The organism is Streptomyces sp. NPDC001393 (assembly GCF_053597455.1).
On sequence record NZ_JBSFIH010000078.1, the window covers coordinates 15,474 to 33,061 of the forward strand.

Sequence of the window (17,588 nt, forward strand, 5' to 3'; positions counted from 1 at the left end):
AAACACAAACCCACCGTCTCCCCGCCCCGGCAGAGCCGGGCGGGGAGACGGCGGGCTGAAGTAGTACGCCGTGGCTGGGGTCAGCGGGCGTAGTACTCGACGACGAGCTGCTCGTCGCAGATCACCGGGATCTCCTTGCGGTTCGGCTCGCGGTCCAGGCGGAACGCCAGGGCCTTGAGGTTCACCTGCAGGTAGCGCGGGGTCTCACCCTCGGGGGCGAAGCCACCCTCGCGGGCGATCGTGAAGAGCGTCTTGTCCTTGGAGCGGTCGCGGACCTGCACGACGTCGTCCGGACGGACCCGGAAGGACGGCTTGTCGACCTTCTGGCCGTTGACCTGGATGTGGCCGTGGACGACCATCTGACGGGCCTGGTAGATGGTGCGGGCGATGCCCGAACGCAGGACCAGGGCGTCGAGACGGCGCTCGAGCTCCACGATCAGGGCCTCACCGGTCTTGCCCTGGACCTTGGACGCGCGCTCGTAGGCGCGGACCAGCTGGCGCTCGGAGATGTCGTACTGCGCGCGCAGACGCTGCTTCTCCAGCAGACGGACCTTGTAGTCCGAGTTCTGCTTGCGGCCACGGCCGTGCTCGCCCGGCGGGTAGGGGCGGGCCTCGAAGTACTTGACGGCCTTCGGGGTCAGCGCGATGCCGAGGGCACGCGACTTCTTGACCTTGGGGCGGGACTGGTTCGCCACTGTCTCAATCTCTTTCGTAGTGTTCGGCTCGTCAGCGTTAGGGAGGTCGCATCCGCAGCCGGGAAAACCCGCCGGGTCCCTGCGGGACCTGCCGGGCAGCCGCTTCCCTGGTCTGGGCACATACGTGCAGCACGCGAGTGGCCCACCGACCGTCCCCGAGCTCCGGGTGGTGGTGGGCTGCCCGCGACACCGTTCGACGGTGCGCGACGCTCCTGGAGTCCGTTTTCCCGAGGACTGGCCTCAGGGGCCGGACTCCGGCCGGGTGTCCCGCTCTGACTGCGCGGGACTCGGCGCTTCGGGCAAGTCTACAGGGCGCTCACGACCGCCTGCGACCGAGGTGCCCCCGGGTCCACTCCACCGCGTCCGCGTACCGCGCCTCGGTGCCGTGCCGGGTCGGGGTGTAGTACTCGCGGTCCTTCAGGGCGTCCGGGGCGTACTGCTGCCGGGCGATGCCCTCCGGCAGGTCGTGCGGGTAGACGTATCCCTGGGCGTGGCCGAGTTTGGCGGCGCCCTTGTAGTGCCCGTCGCGCAGGTGGGGCGGGACCGGTCCGGCCAGGCCCTTGCGTACGTCCTCCAGGGCGGCGCCGATGGCGGTGGTCGCCGAGTTGGACTTGGGGGCCAGCGCGAGGGCGATGGTGGCGTGGCTGAGGGTGAGGGCGGCCTCGGGGAAGCCGATCATCGCGACTGCCTGGGCGGCGGCGACGGCTATGGGGAGGGCGTTGGGGTCGGCCAGCCCGATGTCCTCACTCGCCGAGATCATCAGCCTGCGGGCGATGAAGCGGGGGTCCTCGCCGGCTTCGATCATGCGGGCCAGGTAGTGCAGGGCCGCGTCGACGTCGGAGCCCCTGATGGACTTGATGAGGGCGCTGGCGACGTCGTAGTGCTGGTCGCCGTCGCGGTCGTACTTCACCGCCGCCCGGTCGACCGTCTGCTCCAGTGTCTCGAGGCCGATCTCGCTCTCGCCCTTGTCCAGGGCGGCTCCGGCGGCGGCCTCCAGGGCGGTCAGGGCCCGGCGGGCGTCGCCGCCGGCGATGCGCAGCAGGTGCTCCTCGGTGTCCCCGGGGAGGCCGACGGCGTCCTTCAGGCCGCGCTCGTCGGTCAGGGCGCGCCTCAGCAGGCCGCGGATGTCGGCGTCGGTGAGCGGTTCGAGGGTCAGCAGGAGCGAACGGGAGAGCAGGGGCGAGATCACCGAGAAGTACGGGTTCTCCGTGGTGGCCGCGATCAGGGTCACCCAGCGGTTCTCGACCGCCGGGAGCAGGGAGTCCTGCTGGGCCTTGCTGAAGCGGTGGATCTCGTCCAGGAAGAGGACGGTCTCCTTGCCGAAGCCGCCGGTGGCACGGCGGGCGCCGTCGATGACCGCGCGGACCTCCTTGACGCCCGCGGTGATCGCGGACAGCTCCACGAACCGCTTGTTCGTCGCCTTGGAGACGACGTACGCCAGGGTGGTCTTGCCGGTGCCGGGCGGGCCCCAGAGGATCACCGAGGACGGTCCGGCCGGGCCGCCGGAGCCCTCCCCGACCAGTCGGCGCAGGGGAGAGCCGGGCTTCAGCAGATGCTGCTGGCCCACGACCTCGTCGAGGCTGCGCGGGCGCATCCGCACCGCCAGGGGGCTCGCTGCCGGGTCCTTCTCCTGGCGTTCTTCTGCTGCGGCGGTGAACAGGTCGGGTTCCACGCTGAAACCCTAAGACACGGCACTGACAATGCCGTGCGGCCCGGGGTCAGGCCCAGAGCTGACTGCCCCAGCGGGTCAGGATCAGCATGGCGATGATGCCGCAGTGCGTGACCGGCACGACCCAGGTGAACTCGCCGAAGAAGGACTTCAGCCAGCGCGGGGCCGGCAGGAAGTCGTTGCGGACGTTGAACGAGGTCACGTACCAGAACATGGTGATCGTCGCGACCCACGCCAGGGAGCACCACAGGCACAGCGCGTTGATCCGGTACAGCGACTGGAACTGCAGCCAGGTGACGAAGCAGACGCCGAAGAGCGTGCCGAAGTTGAACGTCAGCCAGTACCAGCGCGGGAACCGGGCGCGGCCCAGCAGGCTCATGCCGACGCAGATCACGATGCCGTAGCAGACCAGGCCGAGCCAGGGGTTCGGGAAGCCGAAGGCCGCCGCCTGCTTGCTCTCCATCACGCTGCCGCAGGACACGATCGGGTTGACGCTGCAGCCCGGCGTGAACGTCTTCCCGGCGAGCTTCGCCTCGAGGATCTTGTTCTTGTCGAGCGTGATGACCCAGGCGGCCAGCAGTCCGGCCGCGCCGGTGATCACCAGCAGCAGGGCGAAGGCACGGCTGCCGCCCACCGTGCGCGCGGTGTCGGCGGCACGCTCGGGACCCGACTCCGTGGAGACGTCGTTGACTGTCGTCTTGCTCATCACGCCGATTCCGTCACTTGAGAGTTGGACCATCTTCCGGCACGGCTCATTGTGCCGCACGCAGGCGTGTGTCCACCGTTCGAACGACATAAGGAGGTACGCACGGTGGTCACGGAGCGCTCGGTTCCGGCCGATGCTCGTGGCCATGACAGCACACGCGAACGAACTCGCGGTGGACGTCCGGGGGCTGCACCACGGTGGAGATCCTTCAGGGCAACCGGTCACGGGACGGGGTGAGGTGTCCGCCCTCGGCGCGGACCCGGCGACGGGCACGCGCGCGTGGGGATCCCGTGTGGGAATCATCTGGCAGGGCGAATCGACGACCGCGGAGTTGACGGTGGGGCGAGACGGTACGGCGCTTCGCCCGCGCAGCCCCGAGAAGATCATCCGCCTGGTCGGCCTGGAGGCGCAGGCAGACTGCTGGAACAGTGAGAGGGCGCCGGGAACGCCCGGCGCCCTCTCATCGCTCGACTCAGCCGAGCCGCGCCTCCAGTTCCGCCACGATCTCGTTGACACCGATCGCCGACTGCTCGCCGGACTCCATGTCCTTGAGCTGGACGACGCCCTCGGCGAGGTCGCGCTCGCCGGCCACGAGGGCGTAGCGGGCGCCGCTGCGGTTGGCGTTCTTCATGGCGCCCTTCAGGCCCTTGCCGCCGTAACTGAAGTCCGCCGAGATGCCGACCTTGCGCAGCTCGGTGACCTTCGCGAACAGCACCCGGCGGGCCTCCTCACCGAGCGGGACGGCGTACACCGACGTCGTGGACGGGAGGTCCAGCTCCACGCCCTCCGCCTCCAGGGCGAGGACCGTGCGGTCGACGCCGAGGGCCCAGCCGACCGACGGCAGCGAGGGGCCGCCGATCATCTCGGACAGGCCGTCGTAGCGGCCGCCGCCGCCCACCGCGGACTGCGATCCGAGGCCGTCGTGCACGAACTCGAAGGTGGTGCGGGTGTAGTAGTCCAGGCCGCGCACCAGCTTCGGGTCGTCCTCGAAGGAGACGCCCGCCACGGTGATCAGCTCGCGGACCTCCTCGTGGTACGCCTTGCAGGCGTCGCACAGGTAGTCGCGCAGGAGGGGCGCGCCGGTCAGCTGCTTCTGCACCGACTCGCGCTTGTCGTCGAGGACCCGGAGCGGGTTGATGTCGACGCGGCGGCGCGTGTCCTCGTCCAGGTCGAGGCCGAGCAGGAACTCCTGGAGCGCGGCCCGGTACACCGGACGGCACTCCTTGTCGCCGAGGCTGTTCAGCAGGATGCGGAAGTCACGCAGGCCCAGCGAGCGGTACGCCTGGTCGGCCAGGATGATCAGCTCGGCGTCGAGGGCCGGGTCCTCCGCGCCGATCGCCTCGGCGCCGACCTGGGAGAAGTGCCGGTAGCGGCCCTTCTGCGGGCGCTCGTAGCGGTACTGCGAGCCCGAGTACCAGACCTTCACCGGGAGGTTGCCCGTCTTGTACAGGTTGGCCTCCAGGACCGCGCGCAGCACGGGCGCGGTCGTCTCCGGGCGCAGGGCCAGCTTGTCGCCGCCCTTGGTCTCGAAGACGTACATCTCCTTCGTGACGATGTCGGTGGACTCACCGACACCGCGCGCGAACAGCTCCACGCTCTCGAAACCGGGCGTCTCGATGTAGCCGTAGCCGGAGCTCCTGAGCGGCGCGGCGATCGCCTCGCGGACGGCCAGGAACTTGGCGCTGTCCGGCGGCAGCAGGTCGTAGGTGCCCTTGGGGGCCTTGAAAGTGCTCACGGAAATCTCTCGTCACATTCCTCGTCGGGGAGCCGGGGATGCTCCCTGGCCGGCCGCCACCTGTCGCAGATAGGGGTTGGTGGCGCGCTCCTGGCCGATGGTCGTCTGGGGGCCGTGGCCGGACAGCACCACGGTGGAGTCGTCGAGCGGCAGGCACACGCGGGCCAGCGACTCGAGCATGTCCTCCATGGATCCGCCCGGCAGGTCGGTGCGTCCGATGGAGCCGGCGAACAGCAGATCCCCGGAGAAGAACACCGACGGGATGTCGGCGGTCTCGGGCATCCGGAAGGTCACCGACCCCTTGGTATGGCCCGGCGCGTGCGCGACGGAGAACTCCAGACCGGCCAGTTCGAGGGTGGTGCCGTTGGTCAGCTCGCGGACGTCGTCCGGCTCCCCCACGGTCAGCTCGCCCAGCAGCGGCATCCCGATGGACCGGCCGAGCGCCTTCTCGGGGTCGCTCATCATGTACCGGTCCTCGGGGTGGATCCAGGCCGGCACGTCGTGCGCGCCGCAGACCGGGACGACCGAGGCCACGTGATCGATGTGCCCGTGGGTGAGGACGACGGCGACGGGCTTGAGCCGATGCTTCTTCAGTGCTTCCTCGACGCCTTCGGCGGCCTGGTGGCCGGGGTCGATGATCACGCACTCCTCACCGGCGGCGGGGGCGACGAGATAACAGTTCGTCCCCCAGGCCCCGGCGGGGAACCCGGCAATGAGCACGATCGTCCTTCGTTGTGTCGATACGGGTGGCCACAAGCTGTGGTCCAGAGCCTACCGGCGCTGCCGTTTCCTCAGCGAACCCATATACGGTACGGGGCTACACGCAACGGTCGGCTCACGGGCACGCACGCGTACCGGTCGACACACGACACGCATGAGGAGAGAACCCGGTGGTCAGCCAGGAGCAGCGGCGGCGTCAGCTCGCCCGGGAGAAGTTCTTGCGGCAGCAGCAGCGGCGCACGCAGGCGCGCCGCAAGGCCCGCGTGCGCAACTCCGTGATCGCGTCGGTACTCGGCGTGGTCGTGATCGGGAGTGTCGCGCTGTACACGACCGGAGTGCTGAAGGGCGACGACAAGAAGACCAACACCGCCGCCGACGTCACGCCCAGCGCCACGCCCACCAGCAAGGCCCCGGACCCGTGCGCGAAGCCGGCGGCCGGCTCGGCGAAGAAGCTGAGCTGGAAGAAGGAGCCGGCGATGACGATCGACACGTCGGCGAAGTACACGATGAAGCTCGCCACGACGTGCGGTGACATCGACATCGCGCTGAAGACGGCCGCCGCCCCGCACACCGTGAACTCGTTCAACTTCCTTGCGGGTCAAGGCTTCTTCGACCACACCAAGTGCCACCGTCTGACCACGGACGGTATCTTCGTGCTCCAGTGCGGCGACCCGCAGGGCACCGGCATGGGCGGGCCGGGCTACACGCTCCCGGACGAGAACCTGAAGGACACGAGCCTGAAGGGCAACACGTACCCGGCGGGCACGGTGGCGATGGCCAACACCGGTCAGAAGCACACCGGCGGCAGCCAGTTCTTCCTGGTCTACAAGAACAGCCCGCTGCCGCCCAGCTACACGCCGTTCGGCACGGTGTCGGACGCGGGCATGAAGGTGCTGCAGAAGATCGCCGCCGCGGGCGCCCAGCCGGCCGACCCGACCACGCAGAACACCGCTCCGAACGCGACCGTGGTGATCAACAGGGCGACGGTGACGAAGTCCTGACGCCGTCGCGAAGACCAAGACGGCCATCTGCGGAATTTCGGTCGCGCTGGATGCGGACAGGCAACCCGCTGGTCGCCTATGTTGGCCGTGACGAAACTGTGGACGATGCCCGGGGGTGCTGAGGCCCCCCGCAGGCATCATGTGGAGGAGGCGCTGTGAGCAGCGACCCGTGGGGCCGCGTCGACGAGACGGGGACCGTGTACGTGCGTACGGCCGACGGCGAGAAGGTCGTCGGTTCCTGGGCGGCCGGCTCCCCCGAGGAGGCGCTGGCCTACTTCGAGCGCAAGTACGAGGGCCTGGTTGTCGAGATCGGCCTCCTCGAGAAGCGAGTGCGGACCACCGACCTGTCGGCGAAGGACGCCATGGCCGCGATCGGCCACCTGCGCGAGCAGGTCGACGCGCATCACGCGGTCGGCGATCTGGACGCGCTCAGGGAGCGGCTGGACAAGCTGGTGGAGACCGTCGAGGCCCGCCGTGAGGAGCGCAAGCAGCAGCGGGCCAAGCAGTCCGACGAGGCCCGCAAGGCCAAGGAGGACCTGGTCGCCGAGGCGGAGCAGCTGGCGCAGTCCGACCAGTGGCGGGCGGCCGGCGAGCGGCTGCGGGCGCTGGTGGACACCTGGAAGGGTCTGCCGCGTCTGGACCGCAAGTCGGACGACGAGCTGTGGCATCGCTTCTCGCACGCCCGGTCGGCGTTCTCCAAGCGGCGCAAGGCGCACTTCGCGCAGCTGGACGCGCAGCGCGAGGAGGCCCGCCGGACCAAGGAGCGGCTGGTCGCCGAAGCCGAGGCGCTGTCCGGTTCGACGGACTGGGGTCCGACGGCGGCCCACTACCGCGACCTGATGGCGCAGTGGAAGGCCGCGGGCCGTGCCCAGCGTGAGCACGAGGACGACCTGTGGAACCGCTTCCGCAGCGCCCAGGACGTGTTCTTCGCCGCCCGCAGCTCGGTGTTCGCCGAGCGGGACGCGGAGCAGACCGAGAACCTGAAGCTGAAGGAGGAGCTGGCCGAGGAGGCCGAGAAGCTCCTGCCGATCGGCGACCTGAAGTCCGCGCGGGCCGCCTTCCGCTCGATCAACGAGCGCTGGGAGGCCATCGGCCATGTCCCGCGGGACGCGCGTCCGAAGGTCGAGGGCCGGATGCACGCGGTCGAGCGGGCGATCCAGGAGGCCGAGGAGGCCGAGTGGCGCCGGACGAACCCGGAGGCACGCGCGCGTGCCGAGGGTCTGACCGGTCAGCTGCAGGCGGCCGTCGACAAGCTGAAGGCGCAGATCGAGCAGGCCCGCGCCCAGGGCAACAGCTCCAAGGCCGACAAGCTGGAGCGCGAGCTGGAGGGCCGCCAGGCGCTCCTGGACCAGGCTCTGAAGGGCCTGCAGGAGTTCGGCGGCTGATCCCCCGGTACGCAGGTGAAAGGCCCCGTACGGCGCGTACGGGGCCTTGTCCATGGGCTGCCGGCGACTCGCCTCACACGGCTGCTTACGACCGCGAGCGTCCGGACGTCACGCGGTAGACGTCGTACACGCCCTCCACACCCCGTACGGCCTTCAGGACGTGGCCGAGGTGCTTCGGGTCGCCCATCTCGAAGGTGAACCGGGAGGTGGCCACCCGGTCGCGGGAGGTCTGGACGGCCGCCGAGAGGATGTTGACGTGCTGGTCGGACAGGACGCGGGTGACGTCCGACAGCAGGCGGGAACGGTCCAGCGCCTCGACCTGGATGGCGACCAGGAAGACCGAGGACTGGGTCGGCGCCCACTCGACGTCGAGGATCCGCTCCGGCTCCCGGGACAGCGACTCGACGTTGAGGCAGTCGCTGCGGTGAACCGATACGCCGCTGCCCCGGGTGACGAACCCGATGATCGGATCGCCGGGCACGGGCGTGCAGCAGCGGGCCAGCTTGACCCACACGTCGTCGACGCCCTTGACGACGACACCAGGGTCGGCGCTGGAGCGGCGCTTGCGGCCCCGGCTGCGGGACGGCGGGACCGCCTCGTCGATCTCCTCGGTGGCCGCCTCCTCGCCGCCGAGGGCCTGTACGAGCTTCTGCACGATGTGCTGGGCGGAGACATGGCCCTCGCCGATCGCCGCGTACAACGCCGAGATGTCCGAGTAGCGCATCTCGTGCGCGAGCGTGACGAGGGAGTCCCCGGTGAGGATGCGCTGGATCGGCAGGTTCTGCTTGCGCATCGCCCGGACGATCGCGTCCTTGCCCTGCTCGATCGCCTCGTCCCGGCGCTCCTTGGAGAACCAGGCCCGGATCTTGTTGCGCGCCCGGGGCGACTTGACGAAGCCGAGCCAGTCGCGGGACGGTCCGGCGCCGGGCGCCTTGGAGGTGAAGACCTCCACCAGGTCGCCGTTGTCCAGGGTGGATTCGAGCGGTACGAGCCGGCCGTTGACCCGCGCCCCTATGGTGCGGTGGCCGACCTCGGTGTGGACGGCGTAGGCGAAGTCGACGGGGGTGGCCCCCGCGGGCAGGGCGATGACGTCGCCCTTGGGGGTGAACACGAAGACCTCGTTGCGGGACAGGTCGAAGCGCAGGGACTCCAGGAACTCGCCCGGGTCCTCCGTCTCCTTCTGCCAGTCCAGCAACTGCCGCAGCCACGCCATGTCGTTGATGGCGTCCTTGTCCTTGCCGGAGGCCTTGGGCACGTCCGTACGCACCTTGGAGGCGCCGGCGACGGCCTCCTGCTTGTACTTCCAGTGCGCGGCGATGCCGTACTCGGCGCGGCGGTGCATGTCGAAGGTGCGGATCTGCAGTTCGACCGGCTTGCCGTTGGGTCCGATGACCGTCGTGTGCAGCGACTGGTACATGTTGAACTTGGGCATCGCGATGTAGTCCTTGAACCGGCCGGGGACCGGGTTCCATCGCGCGTGCACGGTGCCGAGGGCGGCGTAACAGTCACGGACCGTGTCGACCAGGACACGGATGCCCACCAGGTCGTAGATCTCGGCGAAGTCGCGGCCCCGCACGATCATCTTCTGGTAGACGCTGTAGTAGTGCTTCGGGCGCCCGGTGACGGTCGCCTTGATGCGGGCGGCCCGGAGGTCGGCCTGGACCTCGTCGGTCACTATGGCGAGGTATTCGTCCCGCTTGGGCGCGCGCTCGGCGACGAGCCGGACGATCTCGTCGTACATCTTGGGGTAGAGGATCGCGAACGCGAGGTCCTCCAGCTCCCACTTGATGGTGTTCATGCCGAGCCGGTGGGCGAGCGGCGCGTAGATCTCCAGCGTCTCGCGCGCCTTCTTCTCCTGCTTCTCGCGCTTCAGGTAGCGCATGGTGCGCATGTTGTGCAGGCGGTCGGCGAGCTTGATGACCAGGACACGCGGGTCCTTGGCCATCGCCACGACCATCTTGCGCACGGTCTCGGCCTGCGCGGCCTCGCCGAACTTGACCTTGTCCAGCTTGGTGACGCCGTCGACGAGCAGGGCGACGGTGTCGCCGAAGTCGCGGCGCAGCTGGTCGAGGCCGTACTCGGTGTCCTCGACGGTGTCGTGCAGCAGACCCGCCATGAGCGTGGCCGGGTCCATGCCCAGCTCGGCGAGGATGGTGGTGACGGCGAGCGGGTGCGTGATGTACGGGTCGCCGCTCTTGCGCTTCTGGCCGCGGTGCCAGCGCTCGGCGACCTGGTAGGCGCGCTCGATCTGCCGCAGAGTCGAGTTCTCGATCTTCGGATCATTGCTGCGCACTATCCGCAGCAGCGGCTCGAGAACCGGGTTGTAGGGGTTCGCACGCTGCACGCCGAGGCGGGCCAGGCGGGCGCGCACGCGGTTGGAGGAGCCGGTGCGGCCGGGCTGGACGACGGGCGGGCGCACCACGGGCGGCTGGACCGGGCGCTCGGGCGGGGCCGGCTTGGGACGCGAGGCCTCGGCAGCCTTCTCGACGGGCGCGGACTGGGCGTGCTCGATCGGCCCGCGGGTGTCGTTCTTCGCGTTGGACACGTGCGGCGCGGGCTTCGCCGCGGCGGCCGAGGCGGACTCGGGCTTTGCGGCGGTCAGGTGCTGGGCCTCGTCTGGCAAGAGGGCTCCTCGTGCGCGATCCGGGTCCCCCGGTCAGGCTCCGGAGACCCCATGGTAGCGATCCTGCGGCTGGTCATCGCCTTCAGGCGGAAGTGAGGACCGTCCACCTCTGCAAACGCGGGGGGCTTCCGCCGGATTCCGGGACGTGGATTCCGGGTGATGCGGGGGCCTGCGGGGGGTGTCCTGGTGGTGGCCCCCGGCTTCGCCTTGGGCCGGATTCCGTGTGGCTTTCGTCGCCATGTGCGGGTGACCCCGGGTGACTCAGCCCCTCTTGGCGTGTGGGAAACACAAAGCGGCCTACGGCGAAGCCGAGGCCGCTTTGTGCGGTGCGGACGGTCAGATCTGGAGCAGGGCCTCCAGCGGGGCGCCGCTCAGCGCCGGCTCCAGTCGGACGCGGCCGCCCAGGAAGCCCAGTTCCATCAGCACCGCCAGGCCCGAGACCTCGGCGCCGGCCCGCTGGATGAGCTGGATCGCGGCCTCGGCCGTACCGCCCGTGGCGAGGACGTCGTCCACGATCAGGACGCGGTCGCCGGCCGCCAGGTCCTCCGCGTGCACCTCGATCTCGGCCGAGCCGTACTCCAGGTCGTACGCCTGGCGCAGCGTCGCTCCGGGCAGCTTGCCCGCCTTGCGGACCGGGATGAAGCCGAGGCCCGCGCGCACGGCGACCGGGGCGCCCAGGATGAATCCGCGGGCCTCCAGGCCGACGACCTTGGTCGCGCCGGTGTCGGCGGCGATCTCGGCCAGTGCGTCGGTGAGCGCGGTGAAGGCCGCCGGGTCCGCCAGGAGCGGGGTGATGTCCTTGAACATCACCCCCGGCTCCGGATAGTCGGCGACATCCCGGATCCGGCTGAGCAGCAGTTCCCTGATCTCGGTCATCGGCGCTTCCCGGAAGGTCGGCCGCGGCCCCGGCTGCGGGACGCGGGCTGGTTGCGGGGGCCCACGACGGCAGGGGCTGCATCGTCGTCGTCGGCGGCGCGGTCCGCGGCGAGGTCCTCCTCGGCGGCGGCCTGGGCACGCTTGGCCATGACCCGCTTGGTCAGGGCCTTCATCGCCGGCTCGCGCTCCTTGAGGTCCGCGACCAGCGGCGTGGCGATGAAGATCGACGAGTAGGCACCGGCCGCGAGGCCGACGAACAGCGACAGCGAGATGTCGTTCAGCGTGCCGGCGCCGAGGAAGCCACCGCCGATGAACAGCAGGCCCGCGACCGGCAGCAGGGCGACGACCGTGGTGTTGATGGAGCGGACGAGGGTGCCGTTGATCGACCGGTTGGCGATGTCGCTGTAGGTGAAGCGGGTCTGCTTGGTGATGTCCTTCGTCTGCTCCTTGAGGCTGTCGAACACGACGACCGTGTCGTAGAGCGAGTAACCGAGGATCGTCAGCAGACCGATGACCGTACCGGGCGTGACCTCGAAACCGACGAGGGCGTAGATACCGGTCGTGATCGTGATGTCGTGGATCAGCGCGACCAGGGCCGCGACGGCCATGCGCCACTCGAAGGCGATGGCCAGGTAGATCACGACGAGGACCATGAAGATCGCCAGGCCCTCCCAGGCCTTGTTGGCGATCTGCTGGCCCCAGCTCGGTCCGACCAGGTCGGCGGCGAGCTTCTCGGGGTTGAGGTTCAGGTCCTTGGCCAGGTCCTGCTTGATCTTGTCGGACTGGCCGGTGTCGATGCCGGCGATCTGGATGCGCAGGCTGCCGTTGCCGAGCTTCTGCACGATCGCCTCATGGCCGGAGGCGTCCTTGGCGTAGCCCTCCGCCTGGGTCACCGAGGTGCTCATGTGGGTCGGCGTGGTGAAGACCGCGCCGCCCTTGAACTCGATGCCCATGTTCAGCCCGCGCACCGCCAGGCCGACGATGGCCGTGATGGTGATCAGGATGGAGACGCCGTACCAGATCTTGCGCTTGCCGACGAAGTCGTACGAGATCTCGCCGCGGTGCAGTCGAGCGCCGAGGTTGCCGAGTTTCGACATCGCTCAGGCCTCCTTCGGGTCGACAGGGCCGGCGGCGGGACCGGCGGGACGGCGGGTGCGGCGCAGCGGTGGCTTGGCACCCAGGCTCTGCGGGTCGAGGCCGGACCACTTGTGGCCGTTCGCGAAGAACTTGCGGCGGGCGAGGAGCGTCATCAGCGGCTTGGTGAACAGGAAGACGACGACGACGTCGAGCAGGGTGGTCAGGCCGAGCGTGAACGCGAAGCCCTGGACCTTGCCGACGGTCACGATGAACAGGACGGCGGCGGCCAGGAACGACACGAAGTCGGAGACGAGGACGGTGCGCCGGGCGCGCGGCCAGGCCCGCTCGACGGCGGGGCGCAGCGAGCGGCCCTCGCGGATCTCGTCCCGGATGCGCTCGAAGTACACGATGAACGAGTCCGCGGTGATACCGATGGCGACGATGGCACCGCAGACGGCCGGCAGGTTCAGCGCGAAGCCGATGGCCGGGCCGAGCAGCGACATGATCACGTAGGTGAGGATCGCCGAGACGACCAGGGAGGCCATGGCGACGACCGACAGGCCGCGGTAGTAGGCGACCAGGTAGATCACGACCAGGGCGAGGCCGATCGCGCCGGCCAGCAGACCGGCGTGCAGCTGCTCACCGCCGAGCGCGGCGGTGACGGTGGTCACGGACTGCTCCTGGAAGGAGAGCGGCAGGGCGCCGTAGGACAGCATGTTGGCGAGGCTCTGGGCGTCCTGCTGGGTGAAGCTGCCGGAGATCTCGGCCTGGCCGCCGGTGATGGCCTGCTGCACGTACGGGCTGGAGACGACGTCGCCGTCCAGGACGATGGCGAACTCGTTCTGCGGCTGCTGGTTCTTCGCCAGCTCGCCGGTGATGTCGGCGAACTTCTTGGCGCCGCTGTTGCTGAAGGTCATCTGGACCTGCCAGCCGGAGGCGCCCTGGGTGTCGAAGACGGCCTGCGCCTTCTTCACCTCGGTGCCGTCGACGGCGACCGGGCCGAGGATGTACTTGTACCAGACCTTCCTGATCTGGCCGCAGGCGATGGTGGGCTCGCCGGGCTTGGCGGCGCCTCCGACCTTGGCCCGCTCGGCGGGCTTGGTGCAGTCCAGGGCGGCGTACTGCGCCTGGAGCTTGGCGGCGGCGGTGGCGGCGCTGGAGGAGGCCGACGGGGTGGCCGAGGGGGTGGCCGACGGCTTGGTGCTGCCGGAGGCGGACGAGCTCGGCGTGGGGGTGGAGCCGGCCTTCAGCGCGTCGCTGACGGCGCGGCCCTGGGAGGTCGCCGAGGCCCTGGGGGACACGGTGGAGGACCCGGAGGAGGACGACGCCTTCTGCTGGGAGGAGGAAGAGGCGGACGGGCTCGTGCTCGGCTTGGAGCTGCCGCTCGGGGTGGCGCTCGGCGACGGGCTCTGCGTGGCGCCGACGCTGGGCCCGCTGGCCAGGACCGGGCGGAAGTACAGCTTGGCGGTGGTGCCGACCTGCGCTTGCGCTTCCTTGGAGTTGGTGCCCTTGGGGATGTTGACGATGATGTTGTCGGTCCCCTGGGTCTGCACCTCCGCCTCGGAGACGCCGAGGCCGTTGACACGGCGGTTCATGATGTCGACCGCGGTGTCCATGTTGGCCTTGTTGACCGCGGACCCCTGGTCGGCCTTCGCCTTGAGCGTGATGCTCGTGCCACCGGCGAGGTCGATGCCGAGACGCGGAGTCTTGTTCCCGGAGAGGAACATGCCTCCGGTGAGCGCCACGATGGCGATCAGGATGAGGGCCAGCGAGCGCCCTGGCTTGCTCTGGGCACTCGCGCTCCGGCCCCTCTTCGGTGCTGCCACCTTCTCGTACTCCCTCTCGGGCCGCCCCACGCGGTCGGCGCGGTCGGCCATGACATGGTGTCGGGCTGTTCCGTACGCGAAACAGACGCCCGGTGGTGCGCGGGGCGTGATTATGCCGCGCAGCGCACCACCGGGGCGTGACTACTTCGCGTCGGAGTCGCCGTCGGTCTTCTTCGGCTCGTCGTCCGCCTTGGCCTCGGCGGCCTCGGCCGTGTCGGTGCCGTCCTCGTCGGCGTCCTTCTTACCGAGGTCGACGGCCTTGTCGTCGGAGGCGGCGGCAGCGGGCGAGTCGGACTCGTCGGTCTCGGTGAGGGAGGAGGCGTCGTCCGGGACGATGTCGGCGTCGGACTTCAGGTCGTGCTCGATGCCGTGGACGATGCGGTTGTACTCGTCGTCGGTGAGGACGGCGCCGATCGCGTTCTTGGCGAAGAGGAGCTCAACGCCCGGGCCGGCGTCGAGGAGGACCGTGTCCTCGTTGACCTCCTTGACCGTCGCGTACATCCCCCCGATCGTGCGGACACCGGAGCCGGGCTGCATCTCGTTCCGCATGTTGGCAGCCTGCTGCTGCTTCTTCTTGGCCGAGCGCGTCATGAGGAACATGGCCGCGATGAGCACGATGAAGGGGAGAAGGGTAAAGGCATTCACGGGACGGGGTTTCCTTCGCGCGACCGCGACGGAGAGCGGCCTGTTGATGGGGGTGTGGGTCGGCGCCGCCCGCAAGGGCGGCATCGGCGGAGTCTAAGCGAGTCCGCGTGCATGGAACAACGCTCAGCATGGCACCTGAGTTCCTGCCCGGGCCAATGGCCTCGCCGTCCCGGAACATCATCGCGCCGTCAGCCGCCGAACAGGTCCTGTTGTCCGTTTCCCCCGGTCGTCCCCCCGCTCGCCGAGGGCGCCGGGGTCAGACCGAGGTGTGCCCAGGCGGCCGGCGTGGCGACCCGGCCGCGCGGAGTACGGGCCAGCAGTCCCTCCCGGACGAGGAACGGTTCGGCGACCTCCTCGACGGTCTCCCGCTCCTCCCCCACCGCGACGGCGAGCGTGGACAGGCCGACCGGGCCGCCGCCGAAGAGCTTCAGCAGGGCCTTCAGGACGGCGCGGTCGAGGCGGTCGAGACCGCGCGCGTCGACCTCGTAGACGGCGAGGGCCGCCGCGGCGATCTCGCGGGTGATCACGCCGTCTGCCTTGACCTGCGCATAGTCGCGGACGCGGCGCAGCAGGCGGTTGGCGATGCGGGGCGTGCCCCGGGAGCGGCCGGCGATCTCGGCGGCGCCGTCCGGCTCGATCTCCACGTCCAGCAGGCTCGCCGAGCGGTGCACGACCCGCTCCAGCTCGTGCGGCTCGTAGAACTCCATGTGCGCGGTGAAGCCGAAGCGGTCGCGCAGCGGGGGCGGCAGCAGCCCCGCGCGCGTGGTGGCGCCGACCAGGGTGAACGGCGGCAGCTCCAGCGGGATCGCGGTGGCGCCGGGGCCCTTGCCGACGATGACGTCGACGCGGAAGTCCTCCATGGCCATGTACAGCATCTCCTCGGCGGGCCGGGACATGCGGTGGATCTCGTCGAGGAAGAGGACCTCGCCCTCCTGGAGGGAGGAGAGGATCGCGGCGAGGTCACCGGCGTGCTGGATGGCGGGGCCGGAGGTGATACGGATGGGGGCGCCCATCTCGGCGGCGATGATCATCGACAGGGTGGTCTTGCCGAGGCCGGGCGCGCCGGAGAGCAGCACATGGTCGGCGGTGGCGCCCCGCGCGCGTGCGGCCCGCAGGACGAGGTCGAGCTGTTCGCGGACCTTCTCCTGGCCGATGAACTCGCCGAGGTCCTTGGGGCGCAGCGCGGCCTCGACGGCCTGGTCCTCCCGGTCCGCGGACGCACCGACGAGCCGCTCGGGGGCGGGGGTGTCGGTCGAGTCGTCCCAGTTCATGTGCATGTGCCTCGATCGTCGTGGGGTCAGCGGGCGCGGTTCAGGGTCTGCAGGGCGGCCTTCAGCAGCTGTCCGACCTGCGGGGTGCCGCCCGCGGCCTCGGCCTGGGGAGCCACCGCGGCAACGGCCTCGTCGGCCTCGCGGGTGGCGTAGCCGAGGCCGATGAGGGCCGCGTGCAGCTGGTCGCGCCAGCCCTGGGTGACCGGAGCGCCGACCGCGGGGGCGCCGACGGGCTCGCCGAGCCGGTCCTTGAGCTCCAGCAGCAGCTTCTGCGCGCCCTTCTTGCCGATGCCGGGGACGGCGGTGAGGGCCTTCTCGTCACCGGTGGCGACGGCGCGGCGCAGCGCGTCCGGGGTGTGCACGGCGAGCATGGCCTGGGCCAGGCGGGGGCCGACGCCGCTCGCGGTCTGGAGCAGCTCGAAGACCTGGCGCTCGTCGTCGTCGGCGAAGCCGTACAGGGTCAGCGAGTCCTCGCGGACGACGAGGGAGGTGTGCAGCTTGGCGGGCCGGCCCATGCGGAGCGTGGACAGCGTGTTCGGCGTGCACTGTACGGCCATGCCGACGCCGCCGACCTCCACGACCGCGGCGTCGGGGGCGAGCGCGGCAACCGTGCCGCTGACGAAGGCGATCATGCCGTACGGCCTTTCGTTGCGTGGACTGTGTGGCGGGCGACCGCCTGCTGGAGCCGGTTCTGCGCGGGGGCGCGCCAGATGTGGCAGATGGCGAGCGCGAGGGCGTCGGCGGCGTCGGCGGGCTTCGGTGGCGCCGAGAGCCGGAGCAGCCGGGTGACCATGGCGCCGACCTGGGCCTTGTCGGCACGTCCGGAGCCGGTGACGGCGGCCTTGACCTCGCTCGGGGTGTGCAATACGACGGGGATGCCGCGCCGGGCGGCGCACAGCATGGCCACGGCGCTGGCCTGGGCGGTGCCCATCACGGTGCGCACGTTGTGCTGGCTGAAGACGCGCTCGACGGCGACGAACTCGGGTCGATACTCGTCCAGCCACCGCTCTATGCCCTGCTCGACGGCGAGGAGGCGGTGACTGAGATCGGCGTCCGCGGGCGTGCGCACGACACCGACGCCGAGCATGGTCAGCGGGCGGCCCGCGACCCCCTCGACGACGCCGACACCGCACCGGGTCAGCCCGGGGTCCACCCCCAGTACGCGCACCGAGCCCCTCCCTCCGATCGCCTCGATCACGTGTTTGTGCAGGCTATCGGGTCCCACTGACAATGACGGCGGGGCGGGGGGGGGGGGGGCCCCCCCCCCCCCCCCCAACACGGTAACCCCCGCGCAGTACGCGGAGTCCAAAGACCAGAAAAACGAGCCAAACAACAAAAAGGGGGAAAACAAGATCACGG

The 17,588-nt window shown here is 70.1% G+C and carries 15 protein-coding genes and 1 pseudogene; 3 read left to right on the forward strand and 13 right to left on the reverse strand.

The window, feature by feature from the left end; genetic code table 11:
• Positions 1-80: 80 nt before the first annotated feature.
• From rpsD to ACWC2T_RS41940, 3 genes are all read right to left on the reverse strand, one after another.
• A complete protein-coding gene (gene rpsD, locus ACWC2T_RS41930) occupies positions 81-695 on the reverse strand; it encodes a 30S ribosomal protein S4 (protein ID WP_055705441.1) in 615 nt (204 codons plus the stop codon).
• Positions 696-1,011: 316 nt separating this feature from the next.
• Complete coding sequence (locus tag ACWC2T_RS41935) at positions 1,012-2,367, reverse strand: replication-associated recombination protein A (RefSeq protein WP_450675544.1); 1,356 nt, start codon at positions 2,365-2,367, stop codon at positions 1,012-1,014.
• Positions 2,368-2,413: 46 nt separating this feature from the next.
• The gene (locus ACWC2T_RS41940; RefSeq protein WP_450675545.1) at positions 2,414-3,070 is read right to left on the reverse strand and encodes a vitamin K epoxide reductase family protein; all 657 of its coding nucleotides are present in this window, start codon (positions 3,068-3,070) and stop codon (positions 2,414-2,416) included.
• 179 nt (positions 3,071-3,249) lie between these two features.
• Here ACWC2T_RS41940 and ACWC2T_RS41945 point away from each other — a divergent pair.
• Positions 3,250-3,488, forward strand: a pseudogene (locus tag ACWC2T_RS41945) (ABC transporter ATP-binding protein); the annotation flags it as partial.
• Positions 3,489-3,542: 54 nt separating this feature from the next.
• Here ACWC2T_RS41945 and hisS read toward each other — a convergent pair.
• Both hisS and ACWC2T_RS41955 read right to left on the reverse strand, forming a co-directional pair.
• The gene (gene hisS / locus ACWC2T_RS41950) at positions 3,543-4,805 is read right to left on the reverse strand and encodes a histidine--tRNA ligase (RefSeq protein WP_450675546.1); all 1,263 of its coding nucleotides are present in this window, start codon (positions 4,803-4,805) and stop codon (positions 3,543-3,545) included.
• 12 nt (positions 4,806-4,817) lie between these two features.
• Positions 4,818-5,525, reverse strand: coding sequence for an MBL fold metallo-hydrolase (locus ACWC2T_RS41955; protein WP_450675547.1), 708 nt, complete (start codon positions 5,523-5,525; stop codon positions 4,818-4,820).
• 170 nt (positions 5,526-5,695) lie between these two features.
• On the opposite strand from ACWC2T_RS41955, the gene ACWC2T_RS41960 reads away from it, so the two are divergent.
• Together ACWC2T_RS41960 and ACWC2T_RS41965 are read left to right on the forward strand one after the other, a co-directional pair.
• A complete protein-coding gene (locus tag ACWC2T_RS41960; RefSeq protein WP_450675548.1) occupies positions 5,696-6,526 on the forward strand; it encodes a peptidylprolyl isomerase in 831 nt (276 codons plus the stop codon).
• Positions 6,527-6,681: 155 nt separating this feature from the next.
• Positions 6,682-7,911 carry a DUF349 domain-containing protein gene (locus ACWC2T_RS41965; protein WP_450675549.1) on the forward strand — a complete coding sequence of 410 codons (1,230 nt, stop codon included), beginning with the start codon at positions 6,682-6,684 and terminating at the stop codon, positions 7,909-7,911.
• 85 nt (positions 7,912-7,996) lie between these two features.
• Here the strand turns inward: ACWC2T_RS41965 and ACWC2T_RS41970 are convergent, their stop codons facing one another.
• The 8 genes from ACWC2T_RS41970 to ruvC form a co-directional block, all read right to left on the reverse strand.
• The gene (locus ACWC2T_RS41970) at positions 7,997-10,534 is read right to left on the reverse strand and encodes a RelA/SpoT family protein (RefSeq protein ID WP_450675550.1); all 2,538 of its coding nucleotides are present in this window, start codon (positions 10,532-10,534) and stop codon (positions 7,997-7,999) included.
• Between the two features lie 336 nt (positions 10,535-10,870).
• Complete coding sequence (locus tag ACWC2T_RS41975; RefSeq protein ID WP_450675551.1) at positions 10,871-11,410, reverse strand: adenine phosphoribosyltransferase; 540 nt, start codon at positions 11,408-11,410, stop codon at positions 10,871-10,873.
• Complete coding sequence (gene secF / locus ACWC2T_RS41980) at positions 11,407-12,507, reverse strand: protein translocase subunit SecF (protein WP_450675552.1); 1,101 nt, start codon at positions 12,505-12,507, stop codon at positions 11,407-11,409. The genes ACWC2T_RS41975 and secF overlap by 4 nt, the downstream gene beginning before the upstream one ends.
• A gap of 3 nt (positions 12,508-12,510) precedes the next feature.
• Positions 12,511-14,313, reverse strand: coding sequence for a protein translocase subunit SecD (secD, locus tag ACWC2T_RS41985; RefSeq protein WP_450675553.1), 1,803 nt, complete (start codon positions 14,311-14,313; stop codon positions 12,511-12,513).
• 141 nt (positions 14,314-14,454) lie between these two features.
• Positions 14,455-14,958 (reverse strand): preprotein translocase subunit YajC, encoded by a 504-nt coding sequence (yajC, locus tag ACWC2T_RS41990; protein ID WP_450675554.1) that lies wholly within the window; start codon positions 14,956-14,958, stop codon positions 14,455-14,457.
• 188 nt (positions 14,959-15,146) lie between these two features.
• The gene (gene ruvB, locus ACWC2T_RS41995) at positions 15,147-16,229 is read right to left on the reverse strand and encodes a Holliday junction branch migration DNA helicase RuvB (RefSeq protein WP_450675558.1); all 1,083 of its coding nucleotides are present in this window, start codon (positions 16,227-16,229) and stop codon (positions 15,147-15,149) included.
• 26 nt (positions 16,230-16,255) lie between these two features.
• Positions 16,256-16,861, reverse strand: coding sequence for a Holliday junction branch migration protein RuvA (gene ruvA / locus ACWC2T_RS42000; protein ID WP_450675555.1), 606 nt, complete (start codon positions 16,859-16,861; stop codon positions 16,256-16,258).
• A complete protein-coding gene (ruvC, locus tag ACWC2T_RS42005; RefSeq protein WP_450675556.1) occupies positions 16,858-17,397 on the reverse strand; it encodes a crossover junction endodeoxyribonuclease RuvC in 540 nt (179 codons plus the stop codon). Before ruvC ends, ruvA begins: the two co-directional genes overlap by 4 nt.
• Positions 17,398-17,588 lie beyond the last annotated feature (191 nt).